The sequence below is a fragment of the Serpentinimonas maccroryi genome, from assembly GCF_000828915.1.
GTDB lineage: Bacteria > Pseudomonadota > Gammaproteobacteria > Burkholderiales > Burkholderiaceae_C > Serpentinimonas > Serpentinimonas maccroryi.
The window spans coordinates 47,983-74,663 of record NZ_AP014569.1 but is presented as its reverse complement, the minus strand read 5'-3'; the positions used below and the strand labels follow the sequence as shown (position 1 = coordinate 74,663).

Annotated in this window: 27 protein-coding genes, 1 tRNA gene, 2 pseudogenes and 1 riboswitch; of the genes and pseudogenes, 18 read left to right on the top strand and 12 right to left on the bottom strand. The window is 66.4% G+C overall.

The features are described 5' to 3' along the window. Positions 1-76: 76 nt before the first annotated feature. The 10 genes from ubiU (at position 77) to SMCB_RS00345 (ending at position 9,414) form a co-directional block, all read left to right on the top strand. A complete protein-coding gene (ubiU, locus tag SMCB_RS00390) occupies positions 77-1,075 on the top strand; it encodes a ubiquinone anaerobic biosynthesis protein UbiU (RefSeq protein ID WP_045534264.1) in 999 nt (332 codons plus the stop codon). Beyond that, a complete protein-coding gene (locus tag SMCB_RS00385; RefSeq protein ID WP_045534260.1) occupies positions 1,072-2,028 on the top strand; it encodes a U32 family peptidase in 957 nt (318 codons plus the stop codon). Before ubiU ends, SMCB_RS00385 begins: the two co-directional genes overlap by 4 nt. Before the next feature lie 4 nt (positions 2,029-2,032). Next, positions 2,033-2,656, top strand: a complete 624-nt coding sequence (gene trhA, locus SMCB_RS00380) for a PAQR family membrane homeostasis protein TrhA (RefSeq protein WP_045534259.1) — start codon at positions 2,033-2,035, stop codon at positions 2,654-2,656. 10 nt (positions 2,657-2,666) lie between these two features. Beyond that, positions 2,667-3,218, top strand: coding sequence for a ubiquinone anaerobic biosynthesis accessory factor UbiT (ubiT, locus tag SMCB_RS00375; protein WP_082027131.1), 552 nt, complete (start codon positions 2,667-2,669; stop codon positions 3,216-3,218). Beyond that, positions 3,218-3,601 (top strand): putative zinc-binding protein, encoded by a 384-nt coding sequence (locus SMCB_RS00370; protein ID WP_034114075.1) that lies wholly within the window; start codon positions 3,218-3,220, stop codon positions 3,599-3,601. Before ubiT ends, SMCB_RS00370 begins: the two co-directional genes overlap by 1 nt. Beyond that, the gene (locus SMCB_RS00365) at positions 3,591-4,208 is read left to right on the top strand and encodes a UbiX family flavin prenyltransferase (RefSeq protein WP_034114073.1); all 618 of its coding nucleotides are present in this window, start codon (positions 3,591-3,593) and stop codon (positions 4,206-4,208) included. The genes SMCB_RS00370 and SMCB_RS00365 overlap by 11 nt, the downstream gene beginning before the upstream one ends. A gap of 10 nt (positions 4,209-4,218) precedes the next feature. Next, positions 4,219-5,703, top strand: coding sequence for a 4-hydroxy-3-polyprenylbenzoate decarboxylase (gene ubiD, locus SMCB_RS00360; protein WP_034114071.1), 1,485 nt, complete (start codon positions 4,219-4,221; stop codon positions 5,701-5,703). Further along, the gene (locus SMCB_RS00355; protein WP_045534257.1) at positions 5,700-6,572 is read left to right on the top strand and encodes a class I SAM-dependent methyltransferase; all 873 of its coding nucleotides are present in this window, start codon (positions 5,700-5,702) and stop codon (positions 6,570-6,572) included. The genes ubiD and SMCB_RS00355 overlap by 4 nt, the downstream gene beginning before the upstream one ends. A 70-nt stretch (positions 6,573-6,642) precedes the next feature. Continuing rightward, the gene (locus tag SMCB_RS00350) at positions 6,643-7,773 is read left to right on the top strand and encodes a pyridoxal-phosphate-dependent aminotransferase family protein (protein WP_045534255.1); all 1,131 of its coding nucleotides are present in this window, start codon (positions 6,643-6,645) and stop codon (positions 7,771-7,773) included. A 101-nt stretch (positions 7,774-7,874) separates the two neighbouring features. Then, positions 7,875-7,969, top strand: a riboswitch (glycine riboswitch). Positions 7,970-8,130: 161 nt separating this feature from the next. Next, the gene (locus SMCB_RS00345) at positions 8,131-9,414 is read left to right on the top strand and encodes a D-amino acid dehydrogenase (RefSeq protein WP_045534253.1); all 1,284 of its coding nucleotides are present in this window, start codon (positions 8,131-8,133) and stop codon (positions 9,412-9,414) included. Here the strand turns inward: SMCB_RS00345 and SMCB_RS00340 are convergent. Together SMCB_RS00340 and SMCB_RS00335 are read right to left on the bottom strand one after the other, a co-directional pair. Further along, positions 9,411-9,937: pseudogene (locus SMCB_RS00340) on the bottom strand (IS3 family transposase); the annotation flags it as partial. The gene SMCB_RS00345 and the pseudogene SMCB_RS00340 overlap by 4 nt on opposite strands. 50 nt (positions 9,938-9,987) lie before the next feature. After that, positions 9,988-10,956, bottom strand: coding sequence for an arsenic resistance protein (locus SMCB_RS00335; protein WP_284738211.1), 969 nt, complete (start codon positions 10,954-10,956; stop codon positions 9,988-9,990). A 296-nt stretch (positions 10,957-11,252) separates the two neighbouring features. Here SMCB_RS00335 and SMCB_RS00330 point away from each other — a divergent pair, with 296 nt between their 5' ends. Further along, positions 11,253-12,245 (top strand): IS481 family transposase, encoded by a 993-nt coding sequence (locus SMCB_RS00330; RefSeq protein WP_045534249.1) that lies wholly within the window; start codon positions 11,253-11,255, stop codon positions 12,243-12,245. Here SMCB_RS00330 and istB read toward each other — a convergent pair. Then, on the bottom strand, positions 12,240-13,004 hold the full coding sequence (gene istB, locus SMCB_RS00325) for an IS21-like element helper ATPase IstB (protein ID WP_045534247.1): 765 nt from the start codon (positions 13,002-13,004) through the stop codon (positions 12,240-12,242). The two genes, SMCB_RS00330 and istB, sit on opposite strands and share 6 nt — an antisense overlap. Further along, positions 13,001-14,425 (bottom strand): annotated as a pseudogene (locus tag SMCB_RS00320) (Mu transposase domain-containing protein); the annotation flags it as partial. The pseudogene SMCB_RS00320 and the gene istB, both read right to left, overlap by 4 nt. 81 nt (positions 14,426-14,506) lie before the next feature. On the opposite strand from SMCB_RS00320, the gene SMCB_RS12280 reads away from it, so the two are divergent. Continuing rightward, entirely contained in the window at positions 14,507-14,926 is a 420-nt protein-coding gene (locus SMCB_RS12280) for a transglutaminase-like domain-containing protein (protein WP_082027130.1), read from the top strand. On the opposite strand, the gene SMCB_RS00310 is transcribed toward SMCB_RS12280, so the two are convergent. Next, a complete protein-coding gene (locus SMCB_RS00310; RefSeq protein ID WP_045534243.1) occupies positions 14,889-15,221 on the bottom strand; it encodes a CcdB family protein in 333 nt (110 codons plus the stop codon). The genes SMCB_RS12280 and SMCB_RS00310 overlap by 38 nt on opposite strands. Then, positions 15,206-15,469, bottom strand: coding sequence for a type II toxin-antitoxin system CcdA family antitoxin (locus tag SMCB_RS00305; RefSeq protein ID WP_045534241.1), 264 nt, complete (start codon positions 15,467-15,469; stop codon positions 15,206-15,208). Before SMCB_RS00305 ends, SMCB_RS00310 begins: the two co-directional genes overlap by 16 nt. A 172-nt stretch (positions 15,470-15,641) precedes the next feature. Between SMCB_RS00305 and SMCB_RS00300 the strand changes: the two genes are divergently transcribed. From SMCB_RS00300 to SMCB_RS00275, 6 genes are all read left to right on the top strand, one after another. After that, the gene (locus tag SMCB_RS00300) at positions 15,642-15,884 is read left to right on the top strand and encodes a type II toxin-antitoxin system Phd/YefM family antitoxin (protein WP_045534240.1); all 243 of its coding nucleotides are present in this window, start codon (positions 15,642-15,644) and stop codon (positions 15,882-15,884) included. Further along, positions 15,881-16,144, top strand: a complete 264-nt coding sequence (locus SMCB_RS00295) for a Txe/YoeB family addiction module toxin (protein ID WP_045534238.1) — start codon at positions 15,881-15,883, stop codon at positions 16,142-16,144. The genes SMCB_RS00300 and SMCB_RS00295 overlap by 4 nt, the downstream gene beginning before the upstream one ends. Positions 16,145-16,319: 175 nt before the next feature. Then, complete coding sequence (locus SMCB_RS00290; protein ID WP_045534234.1) at positions 16,320-17,792, top strand: DUF3375 domain-containing protein; 1,473 nt, start codon at positions 16,320-16,322, stop codon at positions 17,790-17,792. Positions 17,793-17,960: 168 nt separating this feature from the next. Further along, positions 17,961-18,581 (top strand): DUF4194 domain-containing protein, encoded by a 621-nt coding sequence (locus SMCB_RS00285; protein WP_231851298.1) that lies wholly within the window; start codon positions 17,961-17,963, stop codon positions 18,579-18,581. Beyond that, the gene (locus SMCB_RS00280) at positions 18,574-22,002 is read left to right on the top strand and encodes an ATP-binding protein (RefSeq protein WP_045534232.1); all 3,429 of its coding nucleotides are present in this window, start codon (positions 18,574-18,576) and stop codon (positions 22,000-22,002) included. Before SMCB_RS00285 ends, SMCB_RS00280 begins: the two co-directional genes overlap by 8 nt. Further along, positions 21,999-23,252, top strand: coding sequence for a DUF3322 domain-containing protein (locus tag SMCB_RS00275; RefSeq protein ID WP_045534231.1), 1,254 nt, complete (start codon positions 21,999-22,001; stop codon positions 23,250-23,252). The genes SMCB_RS00280 and SMCB_RS00275 overlap by 4 nt, the downstream gene beginning before the upstream one ends. 53 nt (positions 23,253-23,305) lie before the next feature. Here SMCB_RS00275 and SMCB_RS00270 read toward each other — a convergent pair whose 3' ends face one another. From SMCB_RS00270 to SMCB_RS00245, 6 genes are all read right to left on the bottom strand, one after another. Then, on the bottom strand, positions 23,306-23,980 hold the full coding sequence (locus SMCB_RS00270; protein ID WP_231851217.1) for an aquaporin: 675 nt from the start codon (positions 23,978-23,980) through the stop codon (positions 23,306-23,308). 63 nt (positions 23,981-24,043) lie between these two features. Further along, complete coding sequence (locus tag SMCB_RS00265; RefSeq protein ID WP_045534227.1) at positions 24,044-24,559, bottom strand: arsenate reductase ArsC; 516 nt, start codon at positions 24,557-24,559, stop codon at positions 24,044-24,046. Then, positions 24,552-24,893, bottom strand: a complete 342-nt coding sequence (locus SMCB_RS00260; protein ID WP_045534226.1) for an ArsR/SmtB family transcription factor — start codon at positions 24,891-24,893, stop codon at positions 24,552-24,554. The genes SMCB_RS00265 and SMCB_RS00260 overlap by 8 nt, the downstream gene beginning before the upstream one ends. A gap of 187 nt (positions 24,894-25,080) precedes the next feature. Further along, a tRNA-Met gene (locus tag SMCB_RS00255) sits at positions 25,081-25,157 on the bottom strand. Positions 25,158-25,180: 23 nt separating this feature from the next. Beyond that, a complete protein-coding gene (gene rplQ, locus SMCB_RS00250) occupies positions 25,181-25,588 on the bottom strand; it encodes a 50S ribosomal protein L17 (protein ID WP_045534224.1) in 408 nt (135 codons plus the stop codon). Positions 25,589-25,673: 85 nt separating this feature from the next. Further along, positions 25,674-26,660, bottom strand: a complete 987-nt coding sequence (locus tag SMCB_RS00245) for a DNA-directed RNA polymerase subunit alpha (RefSeq protein ID WP_045534217.1) — start codon at positions 26,658-26,660, stop codon at positions 25,674-25,676. Positions 26,661-26,681: the final 21 nt, after the last annotated feature.

Here is a 26,681-nt window from a genome sequence, read left to right as displayed (position 1 = left end):
ATCATCCCCTAGGCCTATCGTCCTGAGGCACTACTACCCCCGCTGTGCAGCCTGCGCTGGGGGTATAGTGGCTGGCATGGATTTGATCTGCCCTGCCGGTAGCTTGGCCGCGCTCAAGCAAGCCGTGGACCACGGTGCCAACGCGGTCTATCTGGGGCTGCGCGACGCCACCAATGCGCGCAACTTCGCCGGCCTAAACTTCGACCAAGCGGCCTTGGCCAGCGGCTTGGCCTACGCGCACGCGCGCGGTTGCCAAGTGTACCTGGCGATCAACACCTACGCCCAAGCGGCGCAGCCCGAGCGCTGGCAGCAGGCGCTGGATCAGGCCGTCACGCTGGGGGTCGATGCCGTGATTTTGGCCGACCCGGGGTTGCTGCGCTACGCCTGCCAGCGCCACCCGGGGCTGCGCCTGCATTTGTCGGTGCAGGGCTCGGCCACCAACTTCGAGGCCATCAACTTTTACCAGCGCCAGTTTGGCATCGTGCGCGCCGTGCTGCCGCGCGTGCTGGCGCTCGAACAGGTGCGCCAGGTGGTGCAAAAGACCTCGGTTGAGATCGAGGTCTTCGGCTTTGGCAGCCTGTGCGTGATGGTCGAGGGCCGCTGCGCGCTGTCGTCCTTTGTCACCGGCGAGTCGCCCAACACCCACGGCGTGTGCTCGCCGGCCAAGGCGGTGCGCTGGCACGAAACACCCTCTGGCCTAGAAGCGCGCCTAGGCGGGGTGCTGATCGACCGCTACGGCCCAGACGAGAACGCCGGTTATCCGACCCTGTGCAAGGGCCGCTACGACGTCGCCGAGCGCGCCCACGACTACGCCATCGAAGAGCCCACCAGCCTCAACACCCTGAGCCTGCTGCCGCAACTGCTGCAGATGGGGGTGCGCGCCATCAAGATCGAGGGCCGCCAGCGCAGCCCGGCCTACGTGGCGCAGGTGACGCAGGTCTGGCGCGCCGCCATCGACGCCTGCAAGGCCCAGCCGCAGCACTACCGCCCGCGGGGCGAGTGGCTGGCCGCGCTCGACGCCGTGGCCGAAGGCCAGCAACACACTTTGGGCGCTTATCAGAGGGCCTGGAAATGAGCGCCACCGCCTTGGCTCCGAGCCCCGTTGCGGCCACCGCCCCGGCGCTGGCGCTGGCACCCCTGCCCTACTACTGGCCGCGCGCGCAGGTGTTTGATTTCTACGCCGCCATCGCCGCCACGCCCGTCGATCTGGTCTATCTGGGCGAGACCGTGTGCTCGCGCCGCCACGAGCTGCGTTTGAGCGACTGGATCGAGCTCGCGCGGCTGCTGCGCTCGAGCGGCAAGACGGTGCTGCTGTCCACCCAGGTGCTGCTCGAATCGGGCTCCGAGGTCAGCGCCATGCAGCGCGTCGTCGCCAATGGCGAGTTCGAGGTCGAGGCCAACGACATGGGCGCGGTCGGCGTGCTGTCGGCTGCGGGGCTGCCTTTCGTCGCTGGGCCGCACCTCAACCTCTACAACGGCCCGGCGCTGGAGTGGATCGCCGCCCTAGGCGCCAAGCGCTGGGTGGCGGCGCTCGAACTGCGGCGCGAGGATTTGGCGCTGCTGCAAGCGCGCCGCCCGGCGGCGCTGCAGACCGAGGTGCTGGTGCACGGCCGCCTGCCGCTGGCCTTTTCGGCGCGCTGCTTCACCGCCCGGCACCACCGCCTGCCCAAAGACGATTGCCAGTTTCGCTGCCTCGAACACCCCGAGGGCCTGCTGCTGCGCACGCGCGAGCAAAGCGAGTTTTTGGTGCTCAACGGCCTGCAAACCCAGTCGGCGCAAGTGCACAGCCTGATCGACTGCTGGGCCGATCTGGTGGCGTTGGGCGTGGAAGTGGCGCGCATCGTGCCGCAGGCGCTGCACACGGCCGACGTGATCGACCTGTACCACGCCGTGCGCAGCGGCCAGCTGGATGCAGCCGCGGCGCGCAGCGCCCTGCTCGAGCTGCTGCCCAGCGCCGACTGCAATGGCTACTGGCATGGCCAGCCCGGGTTGGCGCGTGTCGCCACCGCCCCTTGGGCCCGGAGCTGAGTTTATGTACAGCGGCGAACGCTTCAACAGCATCAGCCACTTGGTCGGGGCTGCGCTGGCCTTGATTGGGGCCACGCTGCTCATCACCTTGGCCGCGCTCAGCGGCGACCCTTGGCGCATCGTGGCCTTCAGCATCTACGGCGCGACCTTGGTCACGCTCTTTCTGGCCTCGACGCTCTACCACAGCCTGCGTGGCAAGGCCAAAGCCGTGTTCCAGAAGCTGGATCATTGCAGCATCTACCTGTTCATCGCCGGCAGCTACACGCCGTTTGCGCTGCTGGCGCTGCCCGGCAGCACCGGCTGGCTCGTGCTGGCTGCATCTTGGTCGCTGGCGACTCTAGGGGTTGCGCTCGAGCTCAGTCCGCTGGCTCGGGGCTCACGCATCCTCTCGCTGGCGATCTACCTAGGCATGGGCTGGTTGGCCCTGGTAGTGATCGGGCCGCTTTGGCAAGCCTTGGGTTGGGCCGGTTTGTCTTGGCTGCTCGGCGGCGGCGTGCTCTACACCTTGGGCGTGCTGTTTTATGTCGCCAAAGAGCGCATCCGCCACAGCCACGGCATCTGGCACCTGTTTGTGCTCGGTGGCAGCGCCTGCCACTTTGTGGCCCTTTTGCTCTACCTCAACGGATGAACGACTGCATATGAACCCCAGCTTGGCACCCGCTGCGCGCCCGCGCGTTCCGGCCCCGCTGGCGGCCGTCTTGTCCCGGCTGCCGCGCTACCCCGGCTCGCTGCTGCTGGTGCTGGGCTTGAACGCGGTGCTGGCGCGCCAGTTGCCGCCCGACGTCGCCGCGCACATGCAGGGCAAGCGTTTTTGCATCCAGGTGCGCGACGCCGGTCTGCGCTTTGACTTCGCTTGGCAGCGCAGCCTGTTTCTGCCCTGTGCGCCACAACCCGAGCCCGACCTGACCCTGAGCGCCGACGCCTGCGACCTGCTGCGGCTGGCCCAGCGCCTAGACGACCCTGACACGCTGTTTTTCAACCGCCGCCTGTCGCTGCAGGGCGACACCGAACTCGGGCTGGTGGTCAAGAACGCGCTCGATGCGCTCGACTGGCCGCTGTTTGGGCACGCGGACTGGACGCCCCCGGCGCTGCTGCAGCGGCTGCGCCAGCGCCTCGATGCCCGCTGCGCCACAGCCCCGCCGCCACCTCGCGCCCCATCCCGCCCCGCACCCCACGAACAGGCCCAATAATGGCACCCGACTCCAAACCCAAGCCCTTGATCTACGCTTGCTCGGGCTGCTCGAGTGCCGCGCAACTGGCCAACCACGTGGCGCTGCGGCTCGATCGCAGCGGCGTGGCCGAGATGTCGTGCATTGCCGGCGTCGGCGGCGACGTGCCCTCGCTGCTCAAGCTCGCCCACGCGCAGCGCCCGATCGTCGTGCTCGACGGTTGCCCGCTGTCATGCGCCGCGCACTGCCTGCGCCGCCACGGCATTGAGCCGGCGCAACACCATCAGCTGCAGATTTACGGCGTGCGCAAACGCCGCCACGAAGACTTCGACCCCGAGCAGGCCGAAGCCGTGCTGTACCGGGTGCGGCGCGGCTTGGAGCACCTGCAGCCCCATGCAGCCTGAGGCCCCACCCAGCGTGCAGCGCCTGCTGGTGGCCATCACCGGGGCCAGCGGGGCGGTGTATGGCTGGCGGCTGCTGCAACTGCTGCGCGAACTGCCCGCGCTCGAGGTTCATGCGCTGGTCTCCGATGCCGGCTGGCTGACCCTGCAGCACGAGCTGGACCTCGGGCCAGACGATGTGCGCGCAGCGGTGGCGCAACTGCACGACGTGCACCACATCGGGGCCGCGCCCGCCAGCGGCTCCTTTCGCTGCCACGGCATGGTGGTGGCCCCGTGCTCGATGCGCAGCCTGGCAGCGATCGCCCTCAGCTTGGCCGACAACCTGATCGTGCGCGCCGCCGACGTCATGCTCAAAGAGCGCCGGCGCCTGATCCTGCTGCCGCGCGAAGCGCCGCTGCACTTGGGCCACCTGCGCCACATGCTCCAAGTCACCGAGATGGGCGGCATCATCTGCCCGCCCATGCCGGCTTTTTATCAGCACCCGCGCAGCATCGAGGATCTGGTGGACGCCAGCCTGATGCGCGTGCTCGACTTGCTCGGGCTGGCGCACCCACGCGCCCAGCGCTGGACCGGGCTCAGCAGCGCGGCCCCTAGCCACGCCGGAACTTAAAAACACCACCATGCCCTACCGCGACCTGCGCGACTTCATGAGCCAGCTCGAAGCGGCGGGCGAGTTGCGCCGCATCGCCGCGCCGGTCTCGCCCAAGCTCGAAATGACGGCGCTGTGCGACCGGGTGTTGCGCGCCGGCGGCCCGGCGCTGTTGTTTGAACACCCGAGCGGCTACCCGATGCCGGTGCTGGCCAACCTGTTTGGCACCCCGGCGCGGGTGGCGCGCGCCTGCGGCCTCGATTCGGTGGCGGGGCTGCGCCAGTTTGGCCAGCTTTTGGCCCAGCTCAAAGAGCCCGAGGCCCCGCGCGGCCTGCGCGACGCCCCCCAGCTGGCGGCCATGGCGCGCGCGCTTTGGCGCATGCGGCCCCAGGTGCTGCAGCGCCCGCCGTGCCAACAGGTGCAGTTCGAGGGCCCCGACGTCGATCTGCAGCAGTTGCCCATACAGCACTGCTGGCCCGACGACGTGGCCCCGCTGCTGACCTGGGGCCTGGTGATCACACGCGGGCCGCACAAGCCGCGCCAGAACTTGGGCATCTACCGCCAGCAGCTGCTCGGGCGCAACCAGCTCATCATGCGCTGGCTGGCGCACCGTGGCGGCGCGCTCGACTTTCGCGACCACTGCCGCTTGCATCCGGGCCAGCCCTTCCCCTTGGCCGTGGCCATCGGCGCCGACCCGGCGACCCTGCTCGGTGCCGTGACACCGGTGCCCGACGCGCTCTCGGAATACCAATTTGCCGGCCTGCTGCGTGGCGCCCGCACCGAAGTCGCGTCCGCAATCGGCGTGCCGCTGCAGGTGCCGGCCCAAGCCGAAATCGTGCTCGAAGGGCATATCCTGCCCGATCCCCTGCACCCCAGCGGCTGGCAGCACGCGCTCGAAGGCCCTTATGGCGACCACACCGGCTACTACAACGAACGCGCCGAGTTCCCGGTGTTCACGGTGCAGCGCCTGACCCAGCGCACGGCGCCGATCTACCACTCGACCTACACCGGCAAGCCGCCCGACGAGCCGGCCGTGCTCGGGCAGGCGCTCAACGAGCTCTTCATCCCGCTGCTGCAACGCGCCCTGCCCGAGGTGGTGGATTTTTATCTCCCGCCCGAGGGCTGCAGCTACCGCCTGGCGCTGGTCAGCATCCGCAAGGCGTATGCCGGCCACGCGCGGCGGGTGATGATGGGCATCTGGAGCCATTTGCGCCAGTTCATGTACACCAAGTTTATCGTCGTCGTCGATGACGACATCGACGTGCGCGACTGGCGCGAGGTGGTCTGGGCCATCACCACCCGCATGGACCCGGCGCGCGACTGCATGCTGGTGGAACAAACCCCGATCGACTACCTCGACTTTGCCTCGCCCGTCAGCGGCCTGGGCAGCAAGATGGGGCTGGATGCGACCCACAAATGGCCCGGCGAAACCACGCGCGAATGGGGCCGCAGCATCCACATGAGCCCCGCGGTAACCCAGCGCATGGACGCGCTGGCACAATCGCTGGGCTTATGAGCCCCCCGCCCCACACCCCCGACCCGCTGCTGAGCGGGCAGTCGATCGAGCTGCTGCAGCACCTGCACATTGTTACGCGCGACGGCCGCCTGAACCAGGACAGCCGGCGCAAGCTCAAGCAGGTGCAGCATCTGCTGCACTTTATCGAGCCGCTGCTGCTCGACGTGCTGCAGCGGCGCGGCGACGTGACGCTGGTCGATCACGGTTGCGGCAAATCCTATTTGGGTTTTCTGCTCTACGACCGTTTTTTCAAGGCGCGCAGCCAAGGCCGGGTGATCGGCGTCGAGGCGCGCGCCGAACTGGTGCACAGCGCGCAGGCGCTGGCGCAGCGGCTGGGCTTTGCGCGCATGGGCTTTGTCGCCGCCACGGTGCAGCAGGCGCTGCAGGCCGAGCTGGCGCCGGTGGTCGATGTGGTCACCGCCTTGCACGCCTGCGACACCGCCACCGACGACGCCATCGCCTTTGCGCTGGCGCACCGGGCGCAACACCTGGTGCTGGTGCCGTGCTGCCAGGCCGAAGTCGCCTCCGCCTTGCGCCAGTACAAGGGCCTGTCGGCGGCTGCGCCCCAGCCGCGCGCGCCGTTGAGCGAACTCTGGCGTCACGCGCTGCACACGCGCGAGTTTGGCAGCCACCTGACCAACGTGCTGCGCTGCCTGCAGCTCGAGGCCCATGGCTACCAGGTCACGGTGACCGAACTGGTGGGCTGGGAGCATTCACTGAAAAACGAACTGATTTTGGCGCGCAAAGTCGGCCCGCCACGCGCCCACGCGCGCCAGCGCCTGCTGCAGGTGCTGGAGCAGTTCAACCTGCCGCCGTTGCAGCAGCGTTTCGGCGTGCCGGCGCCCGGGCATTCCACCGCAGCCGCGTAGGCCCTTGCACGGCAGCCCGGCGCCACGTGCTAAGCTCCAAACGCCCCCCTTTTTCAGGACAGGAGCCCCAATGCCCGCTTTGCTGCCCCAAATCGACCCCGACGGCCTGCTCGAGTTCTCGGTCGTCTATACCGACCGCGCCCTGAATCACATGTCGCAGCGCTTCCAGCGCGTGATGGTCGATATCTCGGCCCTGCTCAAACAGGTCTATAACGGCCACGCCACCGCGCTGGTGCCGGGCAGCGGCACCTTTGGCATGGAAGCGGTGGCGCGCCAGTTTGCCGGTGGGCGCAAGGTGCTGGTGCTGCGCAACGGCTGGTTCAGCTACCGCTGGTCGCAGATTTTCGAGATGGGCGCCATCCCGGCGCAGGAACTGGTGCTCAAAGCCCGCCCCTGCGCCGATGAACCGCAGGCACCTTGGCAGCCGTGCCCGCTCGACGAGGTGCTGGCCACCATTGCGCGCGAGCGCCCGGCCGTGGTGTTTGCCCCGCACGTCGAAACCGCCGCCGGCCTGCTGTTGCCCGACGACTACCTGCGCGCCGTCGGCGAAGCGGTGCGCGCCGTCGATGGCCTGTTCGTGCTCGACTGCATCGCCTCGGGGGCGCTGTGGGTGGACATGCAGGCCTGCGCCGTCGATGTGCTCATCAGCGCGCCGCAAAAAGGCTGGAGCGGCTCGCCCGCCTGCGCCATGGTGGTGCTGGGCGAACGCGCCAGCGCCGCCATCGAGGGCACGCGCAGCAGCAGCTTTGCCTGCGACCTGAAAAAATGGCTGCAAGTCATGCAGGCTTACGAAGCCGGCGGCCACACCTACCACAGCACCATGCCCACCGACGCGCTGGTGCGGCTGCGCGAGGTCATGTTCGAAACCCAGGCTTTTGGCTTCGAGCGCGCGCGTGCGCAGCAAAACCTGCTCGGTCGGCAAGTGCGCGCCCTGTTCGAGTCGCGCGGCCTGCGCAGCGTCGCCACAGCCGGCTACCAGGCGCCCGGCGTGGTGGTGAGCCACACCAGCGACCCGCTGCTGCACAACGGGCAAAAGTTTCGCGCCGTCGGCATCCAGAGCGCCGCCGGTGTGCCGCTGATGTGCGACGAACCGGCCGACTGGCGCACCTTTCGCATTGGCCTGTTTGGCCTCGACAAACTGGCGCAGCCCGAGCGCAGCGTGGCGCAACTCGCGGCGGCGCTCGATCAGCTCGGGTTGTAGGCGGTGGGGCTGGGGCTGGGGCTGGGGCTTGCCCCAGCATTTTTTTCTACAGTTAAGCCACAAATCCCGGTATTGCAGTAACATCTGCGGTATCACTACCTGCACAAGCGTCGGGAGAGATCCACCCTTCATTGAGGTGGGCGCCGAAGGAGCAACCGCCCCGGAAACTCTCAGGCCAAAGGACCGGCGCTTGCCATGCAAATCTCTGAAGAGTGGTCGGCCTCATCGCCCGACCCACCGCAGGAGCAAGTGACCCAAAGCCACGGGTCATGAATCTCTCAGGTTCCAAACAGAGGGGGCGCGCATTCCGCACAGAGCGGAGTGTGCCTGCCCTTTCTGACACTTTGGAGCCCACTCATGAAGTCGATCGCAGTCGTTGGCGGAGGCATCACCGGCGTCACCACGGCCTACGCCTTGGCCAAGCGCGGCTTGAGCGTCACCCTATTCGAGCAAAACCGCTACGCGGCCATGGAAACCTCGTTTGCCAACGGCGGTCAGTTGTCGGCCTCCAACGCCGAGGTGTGGACGCACTGGTCCACCATTCTCAAGGGCTTCAAGTGGATGCTCAAAAGCGATGCACCGCTGCTGGTCAACCCCAAGCCGAGCTGGCACAAGCTGTCGTGGTTTCTGGAGTTCATGGCCAACATCCCGCACTATGAGCGCAACACCACCGCAACCGCCAAGCTGGCCATTGCCGCGCGCGAGCACTTTTTTGCTTGGGCCGACGCCGAAGGGCTAGATTTCAACAGCGAAAAGCGCGGCATTTTGCACATATACCGCGACCAAAACGGCTTTGAGCACGCCGGCCGCGTGAGCCAGCTGCTGGCCGCGGGCGGTTTGCAGCGCCGGGCCGTCACGCCGGCAGAAATCCGCGCCATCGAACCCACGCTGGCTGGCCAGTACTACGGCGGCTACTACACCGAAAGCGATTCCACCGGCGACATCCACAAATACACCGTGGGCTTGGCCGCTGCGGCCGAGCGCTTGGGCGCAGCGATCCGCTACGGGCAGCCAGTGCGCCGCCTGCGCAGCGACGGCCAAAGCGCTTGGGTCACAGCCCAAGACGCTGCCGGGGAAACCACCCACCGCTTCGACGGCCTTGTGGTGTGCGCCGGCATCACCAGCCGCGACTTGGCCGCCCAACTGGGTGACCGCGTCAACATCTACCCGGTCAAAGGCTATTCCATCACCGTGCAGCTGCCAGACGAAGCCAGCCAGCAAGCTGCCCCGTGGGTGAGCCTGCTGGACGATGAAACCAAACTGGTGACCAGCCGCCTGGGCCCAGACCGCTTTCGCGTCGCGGGCACAGCCGAATTCAACGGCGCCAACAAAGACATACGGGCGGACCGCATCAAGCCCCTGATCGATTGGGTGAACCAGTGCTTCCCGGGCGTGAACACGCGCCAAGTGGTGCCGTGGGCCGGTTTGCGCCCGATGATGCCCGACATGATGCCGCGCGTGGGCCGAGGCAAAAAACCCAACGTTTACTACAACACCGGACACGGCCACTTGGGCTGGACGCTGTCGGCCGGTACCGCCGATTGGGTCGCGGGCTTGGTCGCCAGTGCCAGCGGCTCAGCCACCGCGCATACTGTAGCGCCGGTGAACCGCACCGGGAATCGAGGAGGCCGATTGGTTTAAGTTGACACCTCTTCAGAGGTGTTGCTGTTGGCGAGTTGCCCCCAGTAGTTTGCCTCAGCTTCTGCCGGAGGGATGCCCCCAATTGGCGTGAGCAGTCGGACGAGGTTGAACCAGTGCACCCATTGCAGGGTGGCCAGCTCCACGGATTCCTTGGTCTTCCAGGGTCCCCGGCGGTGAATCAAACCGAGGGCTGTATGCCCGCCTGGTCCAAGCGTTCGGTGTAGCGAATGCTGACGTATTGACTGCCCCTGTCGCAATGATGCGTCAAAGCATGGGCTGCCGGCTGGCGGTCATACAGCGCCGGTTCAAGCGCGTCCAGCACGAAGTCCGTCTGCATGCTGCGGCTGACCCGCCAGCCCACGATGCGCCGGGCGTAGACATCGATGACAAACGCCACGTACAACCAGCCCTGCCAGGTGGAGACATAGGTGAAGTCTGACACCCACAGCTCATTGGGTCGGCTGGCCTGAAACTGCCGGTTGACATGGTCCAGCGGACACGGTGCCGACTTGTCTGGCGTGGTCATGGCTCCATCTTCTCAGACGTTGGAGCCTCCTCAATTCCCGGGGCGGTTCAGGCCACCCCGAGCCTCGGTATCAGGCGCATGTAGATCACCGAGGCGACCAGCTCGACCATCGTTTGCGTCACGATGATGGCCGGCAGCACCGGAATAGCTCCCGGCACCGCCAGGGCCAGCGGCAGCACCACCAGGGAATTGCGCGTGCCCGCACTGAACGCCACGGCCCGGCCAGCCGGTGCATCGAGGCGCGATAGACGGGCAACCGTCCAGCCAATGAGGGGTGCGACCACTGCGAACGCCACATAGAGCGGAATCACCCGCAAAGCGGGTTCGATGGCGGCCCCGAGCTGGGGCACCATCGCAGCCACGACGACGAACAGAACCAGCGCCGTCGCCGGCACCGGCAGCAGACCAAGGCCCGCCGCGACACGCTGGCCGGCCCCGCTGCGGGCCGCCCATAACTGCACCAGGGCGGCCAGGACAAGCGGGATGGCGATCAGCCACACAAACGCATGAACAAACGGGCCTAGATGCACCAGCTCGGCCGCTGCGTCGCCCAGGAACACGCGCAGGTAAGCCGGCAGCAGCAGCATTTGCGCAATGAGCAGCATCGGGGTGGCGGCCAGCAGCAAACGGGCGTCGGCGCGGCCGATGTGCGAGAACGTCACCACGTAGTCGATGCAGGGCGTCAGGAGCACGAGCAGCACGCCGAGCCTCACCATCGGGTCGGCCGGCAGGAACTGCACCAGGAGCGCGACCAGCAACGGCACGATCAGGAAGTTGGTGGTCAGCAACGCACCCAAGAAGCGAATGCGTGTGAAGGCGCGGCCCAGGTCAGCAAGCGGCACCTGCAAGAAGGTGACGAAGAGCATCAGGGCCAGCGCCGGATTGATCGCCCCTTCCAGCGCGTCGGTGCCCGGTACCAGGAGCGCGACGGCCGCCGCGACTACGACGGCCGCGAAGTAGATGATGATTTGATGGTGTTCTAGGCGATCTCGGAGCGCCAGGCTGATGTTTGTCAACGCACTTTCCCTTCGGTTCATTTGGGTATAACTAAACGCGCCCACTCTAACCCGGCAGGCTCATTTGCAAAAGCACAATCTATCCGAACCTAGCTCCAAGTGATAACCTCAATGATCCGAGCAAGACAATTTCAGTGTGGGGGTGTGATGGGACGGAAAGAAACCGAGGAAGCGATTGCGGATAGCTGTCGCATCCCCGATGATTGTATAGACTCGAAGCGTTATCCGTTGTTCATCGCTCGTGAGGCGATGAGGGCGCTGGTGTACGATCTGACGCAAGCTCAAGGAGAGTCTACATGATGATAGCCCTGCACAAGAACGCGCGCACCACGCCCGCCATCCGCGCAGAAATCGCTGCCAGCAGCGCCAGTGCCGCCAGCCTAGCCCAGCGCTTTGGCATCACCCTAGCCACGGTCTACAAGTGGAAAAATCGCAGCAGCGTGCAGGACGGTTCGCACACCGCACACCGTCTTCAGACCACCCTCACGCCTGCCCAAGAGCATGTGGTCGTGCAACTGCGGCGCACCCTGCTGTTGCCTCTGGACGACCTGCTTGCCGTCACGCGCGAATTTCTCTGCTCCAAAGCCAGCCGCTCTGGTATTGACCGCTGCCTGCGCCGCCATGGCGTGGGCAACCTCAATGCCCTCAAGCCCGCCACGCCCCGTGAGCCCCACAAGCGCTTCAATAGCTACGAGCCGGGCTACCTGCACGTCGACGTGAAGTACCTGCCGCAAATGGCCGATGAGACAAAGTGGCGCTACCTGTTCGTGGCCATCGACCGCGCCACGCGCTGGGTGTACGTGGCGATCAAGAGCAACAAGACCGCAGCCAGTGCCAAGGCTTTCCTTGGCGCCTTGCACAAAGCCTGTCCGCTCAAGATTCATAAGTTGTTGACTGACAACGGCAAAGAGTTCACGGACAGGCTCTTTGCCTCGCGTGCCAGGCAGCCCACGGGTCAACATGAGTTTGATCAGTTGTGCCAAGCCTTGGGCATTGAACACCGCTTGACCAAACCCAGAACGCCCAGAACCAATGGCATGGTCGAGCGCTTCAACGGCCGCATTGCCGATGTGCTCAAGACGCATCACTTCCACAGTGGGCAGGATCTGGAGCAGACCTTGATGCGCTACGTGACTTTGTACAACCACCAACTGCCACAGTCAGCGTTGAAGAGCAAAACGCCGATGCAAGCCATGAAAGAATGGTACGCTTCTCGCCCTGATCTGTTCCATAAACGCCCGTATGATCGTCCGGGATGTGACACCCCAGGCAGGACCGCCGGATTATGACGACTCAGGTCCAACGGCGATGCGTGCAGCGGCCTCCTTGAGGTGGTAGCTCTTGCCCTCGAACTCCAGCATCGCGCAGCGGTGCATAAGTCGGTCCAGGATGGTGGTGGCCATGGTGGCGTCGCCCAGATATTTGCCCCAGTCCTGCACCACGCGGTTGGAGGTGATGACGATGGAGCGGCGCAGCTTGTAGCGCTGGTGCACGATGGCCTGCAGCACCTCGGCGGCGTGCTCGCTGATGCGCCTGGCCAGGAACAGGTCATCGAGGACGAGCAGGTCCGGCGCGACCCAGTCCTTGAGCAGCTCGGTGCGCTCTGAGTCGCTGGCCAACGCGTAGTGAGCAAACTCGGTGTCGGCTTGCAGGTACCGCGCGTCATAGCCCTGCAGCGTGGCCTGGTAGGCCACGGCCTTGGCCACATGACTCTTGCCGGTGCCCGGCTTGCCGATGATCAGCGCATTGGCGCCCTCGCCGATGAACTTCAGGGTGTGCAATTCGAAGCAGGCGCTGCGCGGCAGCTTCGGGTTGAAGCGCCAGTCGAAGTCAACCAGCGAGGGACGCTCATCCAGGCCCGAGCGTTTGAAGCGGCGCTCGGTCAGGCGAGAGCGCCGGCGGTCCAGCTCGTCTTGCAGCATGGCGGCGAAGGTCTCCAGGAAGGGCTCCTGAGCGGCCTGAGCCTGCATCACGCGGGTGGACAGGGTCTCGGCAATGCCGGACAGACGCAGCTCGCGCAGCGCGCGTTCGATCTCGATCATGTTCATGGCTGAACTCCAGGTGTGTTGGTGTTGGTGTTGGTGGTGGTGGTGGTGGTGGTGTTTGCAGTGGCGGCGGCGAGCGTGCTCGTGGCTGTGACGGCCGCAGCGTGCGCAAACAGATCTGCGTACTCATCCGCGTCGCGGATGAGCTCATGCTGCTGGGTCAGCGTTCGGGCCCCGGCGGCGGACGCACTGCTGGACGCACCGGTGGACTCGGTCTCGATGGCCGCCAGTGCCTGGGCAAAGATGACTTCTGCCAAAGCCAGAACGCGCTTGTAGCTGTAGCCCCCTTGCTCCAGGGCCTGGGCGCAGGCGGTTTCGACGCAGTGCGCGGGGTAGCGCCGCACCAAACCCACGATGCCCCAGAGCTTGCGCTGGCCCACCCGGCCTTCAATGGCAAAGAGCAGCTCACACAGCCGGCTGGCGTGCTCACCGATCTCGCTGGCCTGGCGCAGGATCAGACGGGTCTCGCGCGAGGGATTGAACACCCGCTCCTCCTGGGGCAGCACCACCGTGCCGGGCCGCTCGGCCTTGGCGTGGGTGCGCAGCAGGGCGCCGGTGTGGATGTCACGGATCTCGATGCGCTGGGCGTAGATGCGCACCAAGACCTTGGAGCCGATGGCTGCCGGGCGCGCGGCGTAGCTGCTGTGATCCACCCGCACACAGCTGTCGTCGCAGACGGTGCGCACCGCCTCATTGAAATACTGCATGCCCAAGAGCGGCAGCGCCTTGAGGTGGGTGCGCTCCTCCTCGAACATGGCCTGCACCTGGCGCCGCTCGGTGCCGTGGATGCGCTTGGCCGCCCAGTTCTTCTCCCAGTGGGCGAGGAACTCGTTCTGGGCCTCGATGGACTCAAAGCGACGACCCTTCAGGGCCGCGGCGTACACCGGGTTGAGATCGGGCTCGTACAGGTCGGGCTTGAGGATGCCTTCCTTCAGATTGTCCAGCACCACGTATTGCGGGCAGCCGCCGAAGTACCGCAGGGCCCGCTCGTGCAGCTCGGCCCAGATCTGCTGGCTGGACTTCCAGACCACGCGCCGCAAGCTGGCACGGGAATAGCGCAGCGTGGCCACGAACAAGCGGGGCTTGCGGTACCGCTCGCTGCCGGGCATTCGGGTGGGCGCGCCCTCGCCGTAGTCCACCTGCATCTCCTCGCCAGGCAGGAAGGACAGGCGGTCGAACTGCTCGGGCTCCTTGTGGCGCAGCTTGGCGCAGAACCGTTTGACGGAGTTGTACTGCCCGGCAAAGCCGTGTTGGTCGACCAGGTCTTGGAAGATGGCCGTGGCGTTGCGCTTCAGACGCAACTGGGCTTCGATGAACTCGCGGAGGGGTTCGCATAGGGAGGTGGCCGCCGGCACAGGAGCCGGTGGCCAGGGTGGGGGAATTTGCTCGGCCGAGCCGGTGGCCACCCCGGGGGAAATTGACGGCTGCTGCAGCCAGCGCTGGCGGTCAGGTGGGGGAGTTTGAGGTGGCCATAACCGGGGGAATTTGGGTGGCCATCAGGGCGTGTGCGCGCCGCGTTGCAGTACCACGCGCACCAGCCGCACCAGCCGGCGGCCGAGTTCATTTACCCATCACCCTACATCCCCCGCCACGACGCGCTGGCGGCTTACGCGCGCAAGGCCTTCCCGGCCAAGCGCCCGCTGCTGCTGCAAGCCTGCCGGGCGCTGATGGAGCGCATCCACCAAGACTGCCGCTACGAGAGCGCCAGCACCGACATCCACACCCCGGTGCTGCAAGCCCTGGAGCAGCGCAAAGGCGTGTGCCAAGACTTCGCGCACATCAGAAAGTTGCCGTCACGGTGGCGCCGGAAGACGAGTTCGAGGCTTTGCTGGGTTGAGGAAGTCGTAGCCTGTTCTCAATTTTTCGGGCACCGATTGTTCCGCAGCATCAGTAGCCGTGGAACAAAAAATCCAGCGCAGCGGTGATCTGCGCTTGCGCGTGCGCCAGAGAGCTTACGGGCGGCTTCAGCAGGCGCCTTGGAACTGCGGCCATCTTCGGCGTCTCGAGCAGGAGCTCTTGGCCTTCGATGGTGAATACCGGAGTCAGCCGATCTGGGAATTTGACTTGGGGAAAGTGCTTGAGGCTGCGCAGCGGGATCACCATCCGGCTCTCAAGGCCATCGAGCAAATCGCTCTGCACATCAAGCAGGTAGGGCGTGGTAACCGCATGGCTGCCAGGGTTGGCATAGACATCGAAGCGCGCCGTCAAAAACTCTTCCACTCGTCCAGCGGCAAGCCTTCGGCCTCGATGCTGGCGTTGTAGGCGCCAATGAAATCGGCGTGCTCTAGTCGCCATTTGCGCCCCTGCTCGCGCCGCACGACTTCGCGCAAGTGGTTGTCGCAGACCTGCGAAATGTTGATATTGAGCTGTTTGGCCCCCTCGAGCACATCCGCGCTCAGGCTCAGGTTGGTTGCGCGCTTGACCGACGTGCCCGTGCGCGGGCGGCGAGTAGAGTGCAGGTCGGGCATAGCGAGCTTCGTGCGCATGTGTGGATGCGCACATCTTAACCCACCGACTCGCTTGCTGGATAAATCTTGGCCTGAAGCCCGGCTTTCCTTTGGGCGCCGTGATTCGACTCGCAGATTTTCCGCTTGACCAAACGTATCATTTGGCGTACGCTTTGCGCGACCGGAGCCTATCATGCACACACTCACCGCAAGCCAAGCACGCGCCAACCTGTACCGCCTCATGGATCAGGCAGCCGAGTCGCATCAGCCCATCGCCATCACCGGCAAGCACTCTGACGCCGTGCTGATTTCCGCCCAAGACTGGCAGGCCATCCAAGAAACGCTGTACTTGCTCGCCGTGCCAGGTATGCGTGAGTCCATCAAGGAAGGCATGGATCAGGCCCCAGAGGCCTGCGTCCAGGAGTTGGACTGGTGAGCTGGAAGGTCGTTTACACCAAGCACGCACTCAAAGACGCCCAGAAAATTGCAGCCAGCGGCCTCAAAGGCAAGGCCCAAGCATTGCTCGTGCTGCTCAAAGACGACCCCTTTCGCAGCCCGCCACCGCTTGAAAAGCTGGTAGGCGATCTGTCGGGAGCGTATTCGCGGCGCATCAACATTCAACATCGGCTGGTGTACCAAGTGCTGCCAGAGTCCAAAATAGTCAAAGTGTTGCGCATGTGGACGCACTACGAGTAGCTGCACGCTGGCGTAGGGGCCATCTGCCGCCATCGCTGATTAGCCTGCCCCTGTCGCGCACCCGGCACGCGCGCTCGACCCCCATAGCCCCGGATAAACTACGCGGCCACCCCGCCCTTTAGCCCCCCCTGCAAAACCCACGCTAGCCACCGGGCTCAGCCACACCCCCCGGCCCATGGACCACCACACCCTGAGCGCCCTGCGCGAGCGCCACCCCGCTTGGCGGCTGCTGGCGTCGGCGCACGCGCCGCTGGTGGCGGGTTTTTTGCACCGGGTGTTCGTGCTGCCCAACGTGCGCCTGATGAACGCCGCCGATCTGGCCGAGGCGCTGGAAGACGAGCTTTACGCCTTGCGTGAGCAGCTGGGGCCCGAGGCCTACCCCAAGGGCGCGCTGGATTACTTGAACGACTGGGCCGCGCCCGACAAGGGCTGGCTGCGCAAGTTCTACAAGCCGGGCACCGACGAGGCGCAGTTTGACCTCACGCCGGCCACCGAAAAAGCCATCGCTTGGCTGGGGCAGCTGAGCGAGCGCGCCTTTGTCGGCACCGAATCGCGCTTGCTCACCCTGTTTGCGCTGCTCGAGCAGATCAGCGCCGGCACCGAAGCCGACCCGGTCAAGCGCGTGGACGATCTGCGCGCCAAGCGCGACGCGCTCGATGCCGAAATCGCCCGGGTGCAGGCGGGCGAGCTGCCGCTGCTGGACGACACCGCGGTCAAAGACCGCTTCCAGCAGTTCCAGCAGGTGGCGCGCGAGCTGCTGGCCGATTTTCGCGAGGTGGAGCACAACTTTCGCCAGCTTGACCGCAAGGTGCGCGAAAAAATCGCGCTCTGGGAGGGCAGCAAGGGGGCGCTGCTGGAGCAGATCATGGGCGAGCGCGACGCCATCGCCGATTCCGACCAAGGCCGCAGCCTGCGCGCCTTTTGGGATTTCCTCATGTCCAGCCAGCGCCAAGAGCAGCTGTCCGAGCGGCTCGATCAGGTGCTGGCGCTGCCCGCCGTGGCCGCGCTCAAGCCCGAGCCGCGCACGCGGCGCGTGCACCACGACTGGCTGGAGGCCGGCGAACACACGCAGCGCACGGTGGCGCAGCTGTCGCAGCAGCTGCGGCGCTTTCTGGACGACCGCGCCTTTCTGGAAAACCGCCGCATCCTCGACCTGCTGCACGGCATCGAGAGCAAGGCGCTGGCGCTGCGCAGCGCCGCCCCCACGGGCACGCTGATGCACCTCGACGCCATGGGGGCGGGCGTGGAGCTGCCGTTCGAGCGCCCGCTGTTCACGCCCAGCGTCAAGCCGCGCTTGGCCGATGTGGCGCTGGAGGGCTTTGAGGCCGAGATCGACACCGCGCGCCTGTTCGAGCAGTTCGTGGTGGACAAGGCGCGCCTGCGCTCGGCCATCGTGCAGGCGCTGCGCCACCAGCCGCAAGTCACGCTGCGCGATGTGCTGCAAACCGCGCCGCTGCAGCGCGGCTTGGCCGAGCTGGTGGCTTACCTCGAGCTGGTGCATGCGCCGCCCGACGGCAGCGCGCTCGATGGGCTGCGGGCCCTCGTCGATGAAAGCGTGACCGAACCCATCGCTTGGCAGGCCCACAACGCCGCTGGCCAAAGCGTCACCCGCGCAGCACGCCTGCCGCGCGTGATCTTTACGCGCTAAAAAGCTGGGCGCCCGCAAACCCCCTTACCGATGACCCCTCCACCGCAAGCCCACGACCGCCGCACCTTGCCGCCCATGCACACCGAGCCGCCCGACACCGCAGCAACCCTGGACGCACCCGAATCGCCACCCGGCGCGCCGCCTACCGCGCCCGAGCTGTCGCAGCTCATGGTGCACCTGCTCAAAGGCGTGCTCTACCGCGACGACGACGAGCGCCTCTGGGCCAGCCTGCTGCGCTTGCAAGCCCGGGTGCGCGAGCAGGCCGCCGTGCTGTTGCTCGATCTGCTGCTCGACGAAGCCGAGGGCTACGCCTTCCTCAAAGGGCGTGCCGACCCAGACGAATCCGAAGACGCGCCGCGCCTGCCCCGGCTGGTGGCGCGCCGCCCGCTCTCGTATCCGGTCAGCCTGATGCTGGCGCTGCTGCGCAAGCGCATGGCCGAGTTCGACGCCAGCGCCGGCGACACCCGGCTGGTGCTGACGCGCGACGAGATCGCCGAGCTGATGCGCGTGTTCCTGCCCGACGGCAGCAACGAAGCCCGGCTGATCGATCAGGTGGACTCGACCCTCACCAAAGTGCTCGATCTGGGTTTTGTGCGCCGGCTCAAGCCCGCTGCCGCCAGCGCACCCGACCGCGGCCACTACGAGGTGCGGCGCATCCTCAAAGCCTTTGTCGATGCGCAGTGGCTGGCCGAGTTCGACGCCCGCCTCGAGGGTTATCGCACCGCGCTGGCCACGCCGTCGGCGGCTGCGGCTGGCAAGGCCGCCCAACCGGGGGGCAGCGATGCTTGATACCGCCACACCGGGGCTGGACTTTGTCGCCGACGACAGCCGGGTGGGCTTTAGGCTGCAGCGGCTCGAGGTGCTCAACTGGGGCACCTTCGACCAGCGCGTCTGGCGCTACGAACTGGGCGGGCGCAACGGCTTGCTCACGGGCGACATCGGCTCCGGCAAATCCACCCTAGTCGATGCCATCACCACCTTGCTGGTGCCGGGGCAGCGCGTGGCCTACAACAAGGCCGCCGGCGCCGAGGCGCGCGAGCGCTCCTTGCGCTCCTACGTGCTGGGCCACTACAAGAGCGAGCGCAACGAGCTCACCGGCAGCGCGCGCCCGGTGGCGCTGCGCGATGCCTCGAGCTTTTCCGTGGTGCTGGGCGTGTTTCGCAACGAGGGCTACGACCAAGCCGTGACGCTGGCCCAAGTGTTCTGGCTCAAAGACCCCCAAGGCCAGCCCGTGCGCCTGTACGTGGCCGCCGAACGCGCGCTGGCCATAGCGGCCGATTTCAGCGGCTTTGGCAGCGACATCGGCGCCCTGCGCAAGCGCCTGCGCGCCAGCGGCTGCGAGCTGCACGACAGCTTTCCACCCTACGGCGCTTGGTTCAGGCGCCGCTTCGGCATCGAGCACGAGCAGGCGCTGGAGCTGTTTCACCAGACCGTGTCGATGAAGTCGGTGGGCAACCTGACCGACTTCGTGCGCAGCCACATGCTCGAGCCCTTCGACTCCGGGCAGCGCATCGAGGAGCTGATCCGCCATTTCGACGACCTCGATCAGGCGCACCAAGCCGTGCTCAAAGCCAAGCGGCAGGTGGAGCTGCTCACGCCCTTGGTTGCAGACGGCGAGCGCCACCAAGCGCTGCTGGCCGAGATTGCGGGCTGGCGCGATGGCCGCGATCAACTGCGGCCCTATTTTGCCCGGCTCAAGGGCGAGCTGCTGCAGCGCCGCCTCGAGCTGCTGGGGCAGGACGCCGCCCGCATCGACGCCCAGATCGAGCGCCTCGAGGCCCAGCGCGAGGCCGAGCGCGTGGATGTGGCCCGGCTGGAGCGCGCGCTGCGCGACAACGGCGGCGACCGCCTCGAGGAACTGGCGGCCGAGATCCGGCGCCTGGAGGCCGACAAAGCGCTGCGCCAAACCAAGGCCGACCGCTTCCACGCCCTGCTGGCGCGCATCGACGAGGCCGCGCCGGCCGACGAAGCCGCCTTCATGGCCCTGCAGCAGCGCATTGCCCAGCGCGCCGAGGGCTTGCGCGATGCCGACGCCGAGCTCAAAAACCGCGAGAGCGAGCGCGACTACGAGTTCCGCAAGGGCCGCGAAGCGCACACCGACTTGTCGAGCGAGATCGACAGCCTGCAGCGGCGCAAGAGCAACATCGACGCCGCCCAAGTGCGCATCCGCGACGCGCTGTGTGCGGCGCTGGCCATCGACGAAGGCGAGCTGCCCTTCGCCGGCGAGCTCATCCAAGTGCGCGACGACGAGCGCGATTGGGAGGGTGCTGCCGAGCGGCTGCTGCGCGGCTTTGGCTTGGCGCTGCTGGTGCCCGACGCGCACTACAAGGCCGTGTCCGACTGGGTGGAGCGCCAGCATCTGGGCGCGCGGCTGGTCTATTTTCACGTGCGCGCGCGCAAGCCGGTGCCGGGTGCGGCGCTGCAGCCGCAGTCGCTGGTGCGCAAGCTCGTGCTCAAGCCCGATTCGCCGCACTACGAATGGCTGGAGCACGAACTGCGCCAGCGTTTCGACGTCGCTTGCTGCGACAGCGGCGAGCAGTTTCGCCGCGAAGCGCGCGCCATCACCCGCGCCGGCCAGATCAAAGACCCGAGCGGGCGCCACGAGAAAGACGACCGCAGCCGCATCGACGACCGCAGCCGCTACGTGCTGGGCTGGAGCAACGCCGACAAGCTGCGCGCCTTGCGCGATCAGCGCCAGCGGCTGGAACAGCAACTGGCCGCACTCGGGCACGAGCTGGGCGCGATCAAACAGGCGCGCGACGAACTGCGCGGCCGGCTGGATGCACTGCTCAAGCTCGAAGACTACACGCGCTACGCCGACATCGACTGGATGGCCCCCGCGCGCCAGATGGCCGCCTTGGCCGAAGAGCGCGCCCGGCTGCAAGCCGCATCCAACGCCTTGCAAGAGCTCGAGCGCCAGCTCAAAACCGTGCGCGAGCGGCTGGCCGAACTCGAGCGCCAGTGGCGCGACACCTTGGGCAAACAAGGCGAGCTCAAGAGCAAGCACGAGGCGGCGCTGGAGCTGCGCCAGCAAGTGCAGCGCATCAGCCACGAGGCGCCGCTGACCGAAGCCCAGATCGAGCGCCTGCATGGCTGGCGCGCGGCCGCTTTGGGCGAGCACCAGCTCTCGGTTGAATCCTGCGACCACCGCGAACAGGAGCTGCGCAAGTGGCTGCAAGACCGCATCGACGCCGAGGACAAGCGCCTGGCGCGGCTCACCGAGCGCATCGTCAACGCCATGCGCGGCTTCAAAGAGGCCTTCAAAGCCGAAACTGCCGAGGTGGACGTGGCCTTGGCGGCGCTGCCCGACTACGCGCGCCTGCTCACCGGCTTGAAGAGCGACGACCTGCCGCGCTTCGAGTCGCGCTTCAAAGAGCTGCTCAACGTCAACACCATCAACCAGATCGCCAGCTTCAACGCCCACCTCGCCAGCCAGCGCGAGACCATCAAAGAGCGCGTGGCACGCATCAACCAGTCGCTCGAGGCGATCGACTACAACCCCGGGCGCTTCATCCTGTTGCTGGCCCAGCCCAGCCCAGACGCCGAAATCCGCGACTTCCAGCGCGACCTGCGCGCCTGCACCGAGGGCACGCTCACCGGCTCGGGCGACGAGCAGTATTCCGAAGCCAAGTTCTTGCAGGTCAAGGCGATCATCGACCGCTTCCGCGGCCGCGAAGGGCTGTCGGACGCCGACCGGCGCTGGACGGCCAAGGTCACCGACGTGCGCAACGCCTTTTTGTTTGCGGCCAGCGAGCGCTGGCGCGCCGACGGCGCCGAGCACGAGCACTACTCCGATTCGGGCGGCAAATCGGGCGGCCAAAAAGAGAAGCTGGCCTACACCGTGCTGGCCGCGAGCTTGGCCTACCAGTTCGGGCTCGAGTGGGGCGCGGTGCGTTCGCGCTCGTTTCGCTTTGTCGTCATCGACGAGGCTTTTGGGCGCGGCTCGGACGAGTCGGCGCAGTACGGGTTGCGCCTGTTCCAGCAGCTCAACCTGCAACTGCTGATCGTCACGCCGCTGCAAAAAATCCACATCATCGAACCCTTCGTCTCGAGCGTGGGCTTCGTGCACAACGAAGGCGGGCGCGACTCGCGCCTGCGCTGCCTGTCGATCGAGGACTACCAAGCGCAGAAGGCGCTGGCCGGGGCCGAAGCCCGGGCGGTGGCTGGTGGGGACGCTGCTGGCGCGGCGGCAGACGGCGCAGCAACATGAGCTGGACCACCCCAGCCGATCTGCGCGCCCAGGTGCAACGCCTGTGGGAGCGCGGCGAGCTGCTGCGCGCGGCGGTGTCCGATTCCAGCTGGGTGCCCCTGCGCCTAAACCTGAAGGCCCCCAGCGCAGCCGACCTGTCCGAGCGCTTCGAGGCCGTGCGCGACTGGGTGCGCGCCCTAGCCGACACCGCGCCGCTGCGCATCGAATGGCGCGACTGGAACCACCGCGTCCAAGGCGCGCAGCGGCTGCCGGCGGCCATCTGGCTCGACACCCTGCACGAGGCCTTGGCCTTCATCGGCAAGCTGCGTCAGGCCCAAGGCTTTAGGGCCCTGTGGAAGCAGACCGCCAGCGCGCAGCCGGCGCTTCTGGCCTACCTGAGCCGCCGACCCATCCAAGCGCTGGAGCTGATTGAGCGCTGGCCGCGCCTGTTGGCCGTGGTGGCTTGGCTGCAAGCGCACCCGCGCCCCGGCGTGTACCTGCGCCAACTCGACGTGCCCGGAGTGGACAGCAAGTTCATCGAGGCCCATCGGGGCGTGCTGACCGAGCTGCTGGATGCGGCCCTGCCGCCCGAGGCCATCGACAGCCAAGCCAGCGGCGTGGCGCAGTTCACGCGCCGCTTCGGCTTTCTGGACAAACCCGTGCGCATCCGCTTTCGTCTGCTCGACCCGGCGTTGCCCAGCCTGCCGGGCTGCCAAGCCCCGGCAGCCTTAGCACCAGCCGCCGTGCCTTCACCCGCTGCGCTTGCCGCCGTGCCGCTCGCCGCCCTGCCCGACATCACCCTCGATGCCGCCAGCTTTGCGGCCTTGGCCTTGCCCGTTGAGCGCGTTTTCATCACCGAAAACGAGACCAACTTCCTCGCCTTCCCGGCGCTGCCACGCGCCCTCGTCGTCTTTGGCGCCGGCTACGGCTGGGAGGCGCTGGCCCGCGCCGCGTGGCTGCAGCGCTGCCAGCTGCACTACTGGGGCGACATCGACACCCACGGCTTTGCCATCCTAGACCAGCTGCGCGGCCAGTTCCCGCACGCCGCGTCCATGCTCATGGACATGGACACGCTGCTGGCCCACCGCGCGCACTGGGGCGCAGAGCCTGAACCCGTGCGCCACGACCTGCCGCGCCTCACCCCCGCCGAAGCCGCCGTCTACAACGCGCTGCGCTTCGACCAGCTCGAACCCCGGCTGCGACTGGAGCAAGAGCGCGTCGGCTTTGGCTGCCTGCGCGCGCTGCTGGCGCGCATGAGGGCTCAGACTTAGCGCGCGCGGACAAACCGCCCTGCTCCATCCGGAATTTGATCGCTTGTACGCGGCTACGGCATGGGTTGGCTGCTAAGAGTCGGCGCGCGCAGCGCCCTGAGCAACAGCGCCCCCAGCAACCCGCCGGCCACCTGCGCCAGCACCAGCGCCGGGAATGAGGCCGGCGCCACCCCGGCAAAGCTGTCGCTGAACATGCGCCCGAAAGTTGCCGCCGGATTCGCCAGCGACGTCGAGGCCGTGAACCACATCGCTGCGCCGATATAGGCCGCCACCAGCGCCGGCGCCGTGCGCGCGCAGCTGCGCCCGATCACAAACACCAGACCGGCCGTGGCCAGCAGCTCGGCCAGCCACATCGGTGGCCCGCCGCGCACCTGCTGCGCCAGCTCCAGCGGCGCGTGCCCAAACATCAGATTGGCCAGCACCACCCCGGCCAAGGCCCCGCTCAGTTGCGCCCCCACATAGGCCAGACGCAGGCCCCAAGACAAGCCGTTGGCGGCACCAAAAACGGCCGTCACCACCGGGTTGAAATGCGCGCCGCTGATCGGCCCTAGGGTTTGAATCAGCACATACAGAATGCACACCGTGGCCACGGTGTTGGCCAGCAGCATCAGCGCCACATTGCCTGCCGCCAAGTGCTGCGCCATGATGCCCGAACCCACCACCGCGCACACCAGCAGCAGCGTGCCCACGAACTCCGCCAGCAGGCGCTGCGGCAGTGGTGGCGTCAAAGGCGGTGGCACAGGCTCAGACATAAACGGCGCTCTCAGGGTAACTGGGTCAAGGTTGCAGATTCATGCTTGCGCCAAGCGGCGCGCGGTTTGCGCCAGCCGCTCGCCCTCGAGATCGGCGGGTGGCGCAGCGAGCAGGGCCTGAATGCGGCCGCTGATGGCCTGCAAGGTGCTGCGAAATCGCTGCAGGCGCTGCTCCGGGCTGCCCTCGCCCTCGGACGGATCGGCATAAGCCCAATGCGCCGTGGCCGGATGCCCGGGCCAGATCGGGCAGACCTCGCCAGCGGCGTTGTCGCACACGGTGATGATCAGGTCCATCGGCTGCGCCTTTGGGCCGGCAAATTCGTCCCAGTTTTTGCTGCGCAAGCCCGCCGTGTCGATGCCAGCCTCCTGCAAGGCCGCCAGCGCCAGCGCATGGGGCTGCTGCCCCGGCCGCGGGCTGCTGCCGGCCGAAAAAGCCTGCCAGCGCCCGCGCCCCCAGTGGTTCAGGCAGGCTTCGGCCAAGATGCTGCGTGCCGAGTTGTGGGTGCACAAAAAAAGCACCCGCACGGGGAGCAAAATGGGGTTTGGTTTAGTCATGTTGCGGCTCTGGCAGCGTGCACAAAAGATTCGACGGGGCCAGACAGCCCTGCCCCTGACAGCAGTTTTCACTCAAGTAGCTCAGCAGCGCGTTCATGCGCTCGAGCTCGGCCCGGTAATGGATGTGGCGCCCGCTGCGCTGCGCGCACACCAAGCCGGTGTGCATCAGCTCCTTCAAATGAAAGGAGAGCGTGGCCGCCGGCAGCGCCAGCGACTGGGCCAACACACCGGGCGTCAGGCCATCAGCCCCCGCCACCACCAAGGCGCGGAAAACGCGCAAACGCGCCGGGTGCGCCAGCGCGGCAAAGCAGGATGCTGCGTGCGAGTCTTCCATGATTCGATTGTAGTCGAATTGTGAATAGATCGAGCTAAAGTCGCCGCCTAGACTGGCAAGCCACTTGCAGTCACAAGCAAAGATGCCTCAAGGCCAGCAAGCCGCGAACCAAGTGCACGCATTGATAATGCAAACTCAAAACAAAAAACCCTGCAAGCCATTAAGCCCACAGGGTTGATTGAGGTTTTGGTTGCGGAGGCAAGATTTGAACTTGCGACCTTTGGGTTATGAGCCCAACGAGCTACCAGGCTGCTCCACTCCGCGTCAAGACATGTATTCTAGCACGCTTACTGCGTTTTGTCGGCAGAAGCTTGTTCTTCTTTGGTGGTTTCTGCATCGCCGCGATCGACCAGCTCGATCAGGGCCATCGGGGCGTTGTCGCCGACGCGATACCCGGTTTTGAGGATGCGCGTGTAGCCACCCGGACGGGCGTTGAAGCGCGGGCCGAGCACGTCGAACAGCTTAACCACCACGTCGCGGTCGCGCAGGCGGTCAAAAGCCAAGCGGCGGTTGGCCACCGTCGGCACTTTGGCCAAGGTGATCATGGGCTCGACCACGCGGCGCAGCTCTTTGGCCTTGGGCAAGGTGGTTTGAATCGCTTCGTGCGTGAGCAGCGAGTTCATCATGTTGCGCAGCATGGCCAGCCGGTGGCTGGTGGTGCGGTTGAGTTTGCGAAGTCCGTGTCCGTGACGCATGGTGGTTTCCTTTGTGGTTTGCCCGCAGCCGGATCAGGTACTGCGAGGGGTCAGGGGCGTTGAGGGTGAGGGTTAAGCAGTGGGTTCAGTGCTTGTCCAGCCCAGCGGGCGGCCAGCTCTCCAGCTTCATGCCCAGCGTCAAGCCGCGCGAAGCCAGCACTTCCTTGATTTCGTTGAGCGACTTGCGACCCAGGTTGGGGGTTTTGAGCAGCTCGTTTTCGGTGCGCTGGATCAGGTCACCGATGTAGTAGATGTTTTCGGCCTTGAGGCAGTTGGCCGAGCGCACCGTGAGCTCGAGCTCATCGACCGGGCGCAGCAAAATCGGGTCAAACTGCTGCGAAGCGCGGCTGGGCGAGGCGCCAAAGTCGGACGATTCGTCGCGGACCAACTGGGCAAACACCGCCAGCTGCTCGACCAGAATCTTGGCCGCGGCGCGCACCGCTTCCTCGGGTGCCACGGCACCGTTGGTTTCGATGTCCAGCACCAGCTTGTCGAGGTCGGTGCGCTGCTCGACGCGGGCGTTTTCCACCGCGTAGCTGACGCGCTTGACCGGCGAAAAAGAGGCATCGAGCAAAATTCGGCCGATCGAGCGCGTGCTGTCCTCGCCGCGGCGCAGGTTGCCGGGCACGTAGCCGCGGCCCTTCTCGACCTTGATCTGCATGTCGAGCTTGGTGCCCGCGCTCAGGGTGGCGATGGGGTGCTGCGGATTCAGGATTTCCACGTCGTGCGGGGTCTGGATGTCGCCCGCTGTGACCAGGCCTTCGACCTCTTTGCGCAGGCTCAAGGTGACTTCGTCGCGGCCGTGGAGCTTGAACACCACGCCTTTGAGGTTGAGCAGCATGTCAACAGTGTCTTCTTGCACGCCGTCGATCGAAGAAAACTCATGCAACACACCCGAGATGGTGACCTCGGTGGGAGCGTGGCCGACCATCGAAGCCAACAACACCCGGCGCAGCGCGTTGCCCAGCGTGTGGCCATAGCCGCGCTCAAAGGGCTCGAGCGTGACTTCGGCGTGGTTGGGGCCGAGGTGCTCGACTTGAATGTTCTTGGGTTTCAGGAGATTGTTAAGCATTCGGACTTCCTTCAATACCCT

Excerpts from the sequence above, each read along its gene's own strand:
- ubiU (WP_045534264.1), top strand. The coding sequence starts at position 77 with ATGGATTTGATCTGCCCTGCCGGTAGCTTGGCCGCGCTCAAGCAAGCC.
- SMCB_RS00385 (WP_045534260.1), top strand. The coding sequence starts at position 1,072 with ATGAGCGCCACCGCCTTGGCTCCGAGCCCCGTTGCGGCCACCGCCCCG.
- trhA (WP_045534259.1), top strand. The coding sequence starts at position 2,033 with ATGTACAGCGGCGAACGCTTCAACAGCATCAGCCACTTGGTCGGGGCT.
- ubiT (WP_082027131.1), top strand. The coding sequence starts at position 2,667 with ATGAACCCCAGCTTGGCACCCGCTGCGCGCCCGCGCGTTCCGGCCCCG.
- SMCB_RS00370 (WP_034114075.1), top strand. The coding sequence starts at position 3,218 with ATGGCACCCGACTCCAAACCCAAGCCCTTGATCTACGCTTGCTCGGGC.
- SMCB_RS00365 (WP_034114073.1), top strand. The coding sequence starts at position 3,591 with ATGCAGCCTGAGGCCCCACCCAGCGTGCAGCGCCTGCTGGTGGCCATC.
- ubiD (WP_034114071.1), top strand. The coding sequence starts at position 4,219 with ATGCCCTACCGCGACCTGCGCGACTTCATGAGCCAGCTCGAAGCGGCG.
- SMCB_RS00355 (WP_045534257.1), top strand. The coding sequence starts at position 5,700 with ATGAGCCCCCCGCCCCACACCCCCGACCCGCTGCTGAGCGGGCAGTCG.
- SMCB_RS00350 (WP_045534255.1), top strand. The coding sequence starts at position 6,643 with ATGCCCGCTTTGCTGCCCCAAATCGACCCCGACGGCCTGCTCGAGTTC.
- SMCB_RS00345 (WP_045534253.1), top strand. The coding sequence starts at position 8,131 with ATGAAGTCGATCGCAGTCGTTGGCGGAGGCATCACCGGCGTCACCACG.
- SMCB_RS00330 (WP_045534249.1), top strand. The coding sequence starts at position 11,253 with ATGATGATAGCCCTGCACAAGAACGCGCGCACCACGCCCGCCATCCGC.
- istB (WP_045534247.1), bottom strand. The coding sequence starts at position 13,004 with ATGAACATGATCGAGATCGAACGCGCGCTGCGCGAGCTGCGTCTGTCC.
- SMCB_RS00305 (WP_045534241.1), bottom strand. The coding sequence starts at position 15,469 with ATGCCCGACCTGCACTCTACTCGCCGCCCGCGCACGGGCACGTCGGTC.
- SMCB_RS00300 (WP_045534240.1), top strand. The coding sequence starts at position 15,642 with ATGCACACACTCACCGCAAGCCAAGCACGCGCCAACCTGTACCGCCTC.
- SMCB_RS00290 (WP_045534234.1), top strand. The coding sequence starts at position 16,320 with ATGGACCACCACACCCTGAGCGCCCTGCGCGAGCGCCACCCCGCTTGG.
- SMCB_RS00285 (WP_231851298.1), top strand. The coding sequence starts at position 17,961 with ATGGTGCACCTGCTCAAAGGCGTGCTCTACCGCGACGACGACGAGCGC.
- SMCB_RS00280 (WP_045534232.1), top strand. The coding sequence starts at position 18,574 with ATGCTTGATACCGCCACACCGGGGCTGGACTTTGTCGCCGACGACAGC.
- SMCB_RS00275 (WP_045534231.1), top strand. The coding sequence starts at position 21,999 with ATGAGCTGGACCACCCCAGCCGATCTGCGCGCCCAGGTGCAACGCCTG.
- SMCB_RS00265 (WP_045534227.1), bottom strand. The coding sequence starts at position 24,559 with ATGACTAAACCAAACCCCATTTTGCTCCCCGTGCGGGTGCTTTTTTTG.
- SMCB_RS00260 (WP_045534226.1), bottom strand. The coding sequence starts at position 24,893 with ATGGAAGACTCGCACGCAGCATCCTGCTTTGCCGCGCTGGCGCACCCG.
- rplQ (WP_045534224.1), bottom strand. The coding sequence starts at position 25,588 with ATGCGTCACGGACACGGACTTCGCAAACTCAACCGCACCACCAGCCAC.
- SMCB_RS00245 (WP_045534217.1), bottom strand. The coding sequence starts at position 26,660 with ATGCTTAACAATCTCCTGAAACCCAAGAACATTCAAGTCGAGCACCTC.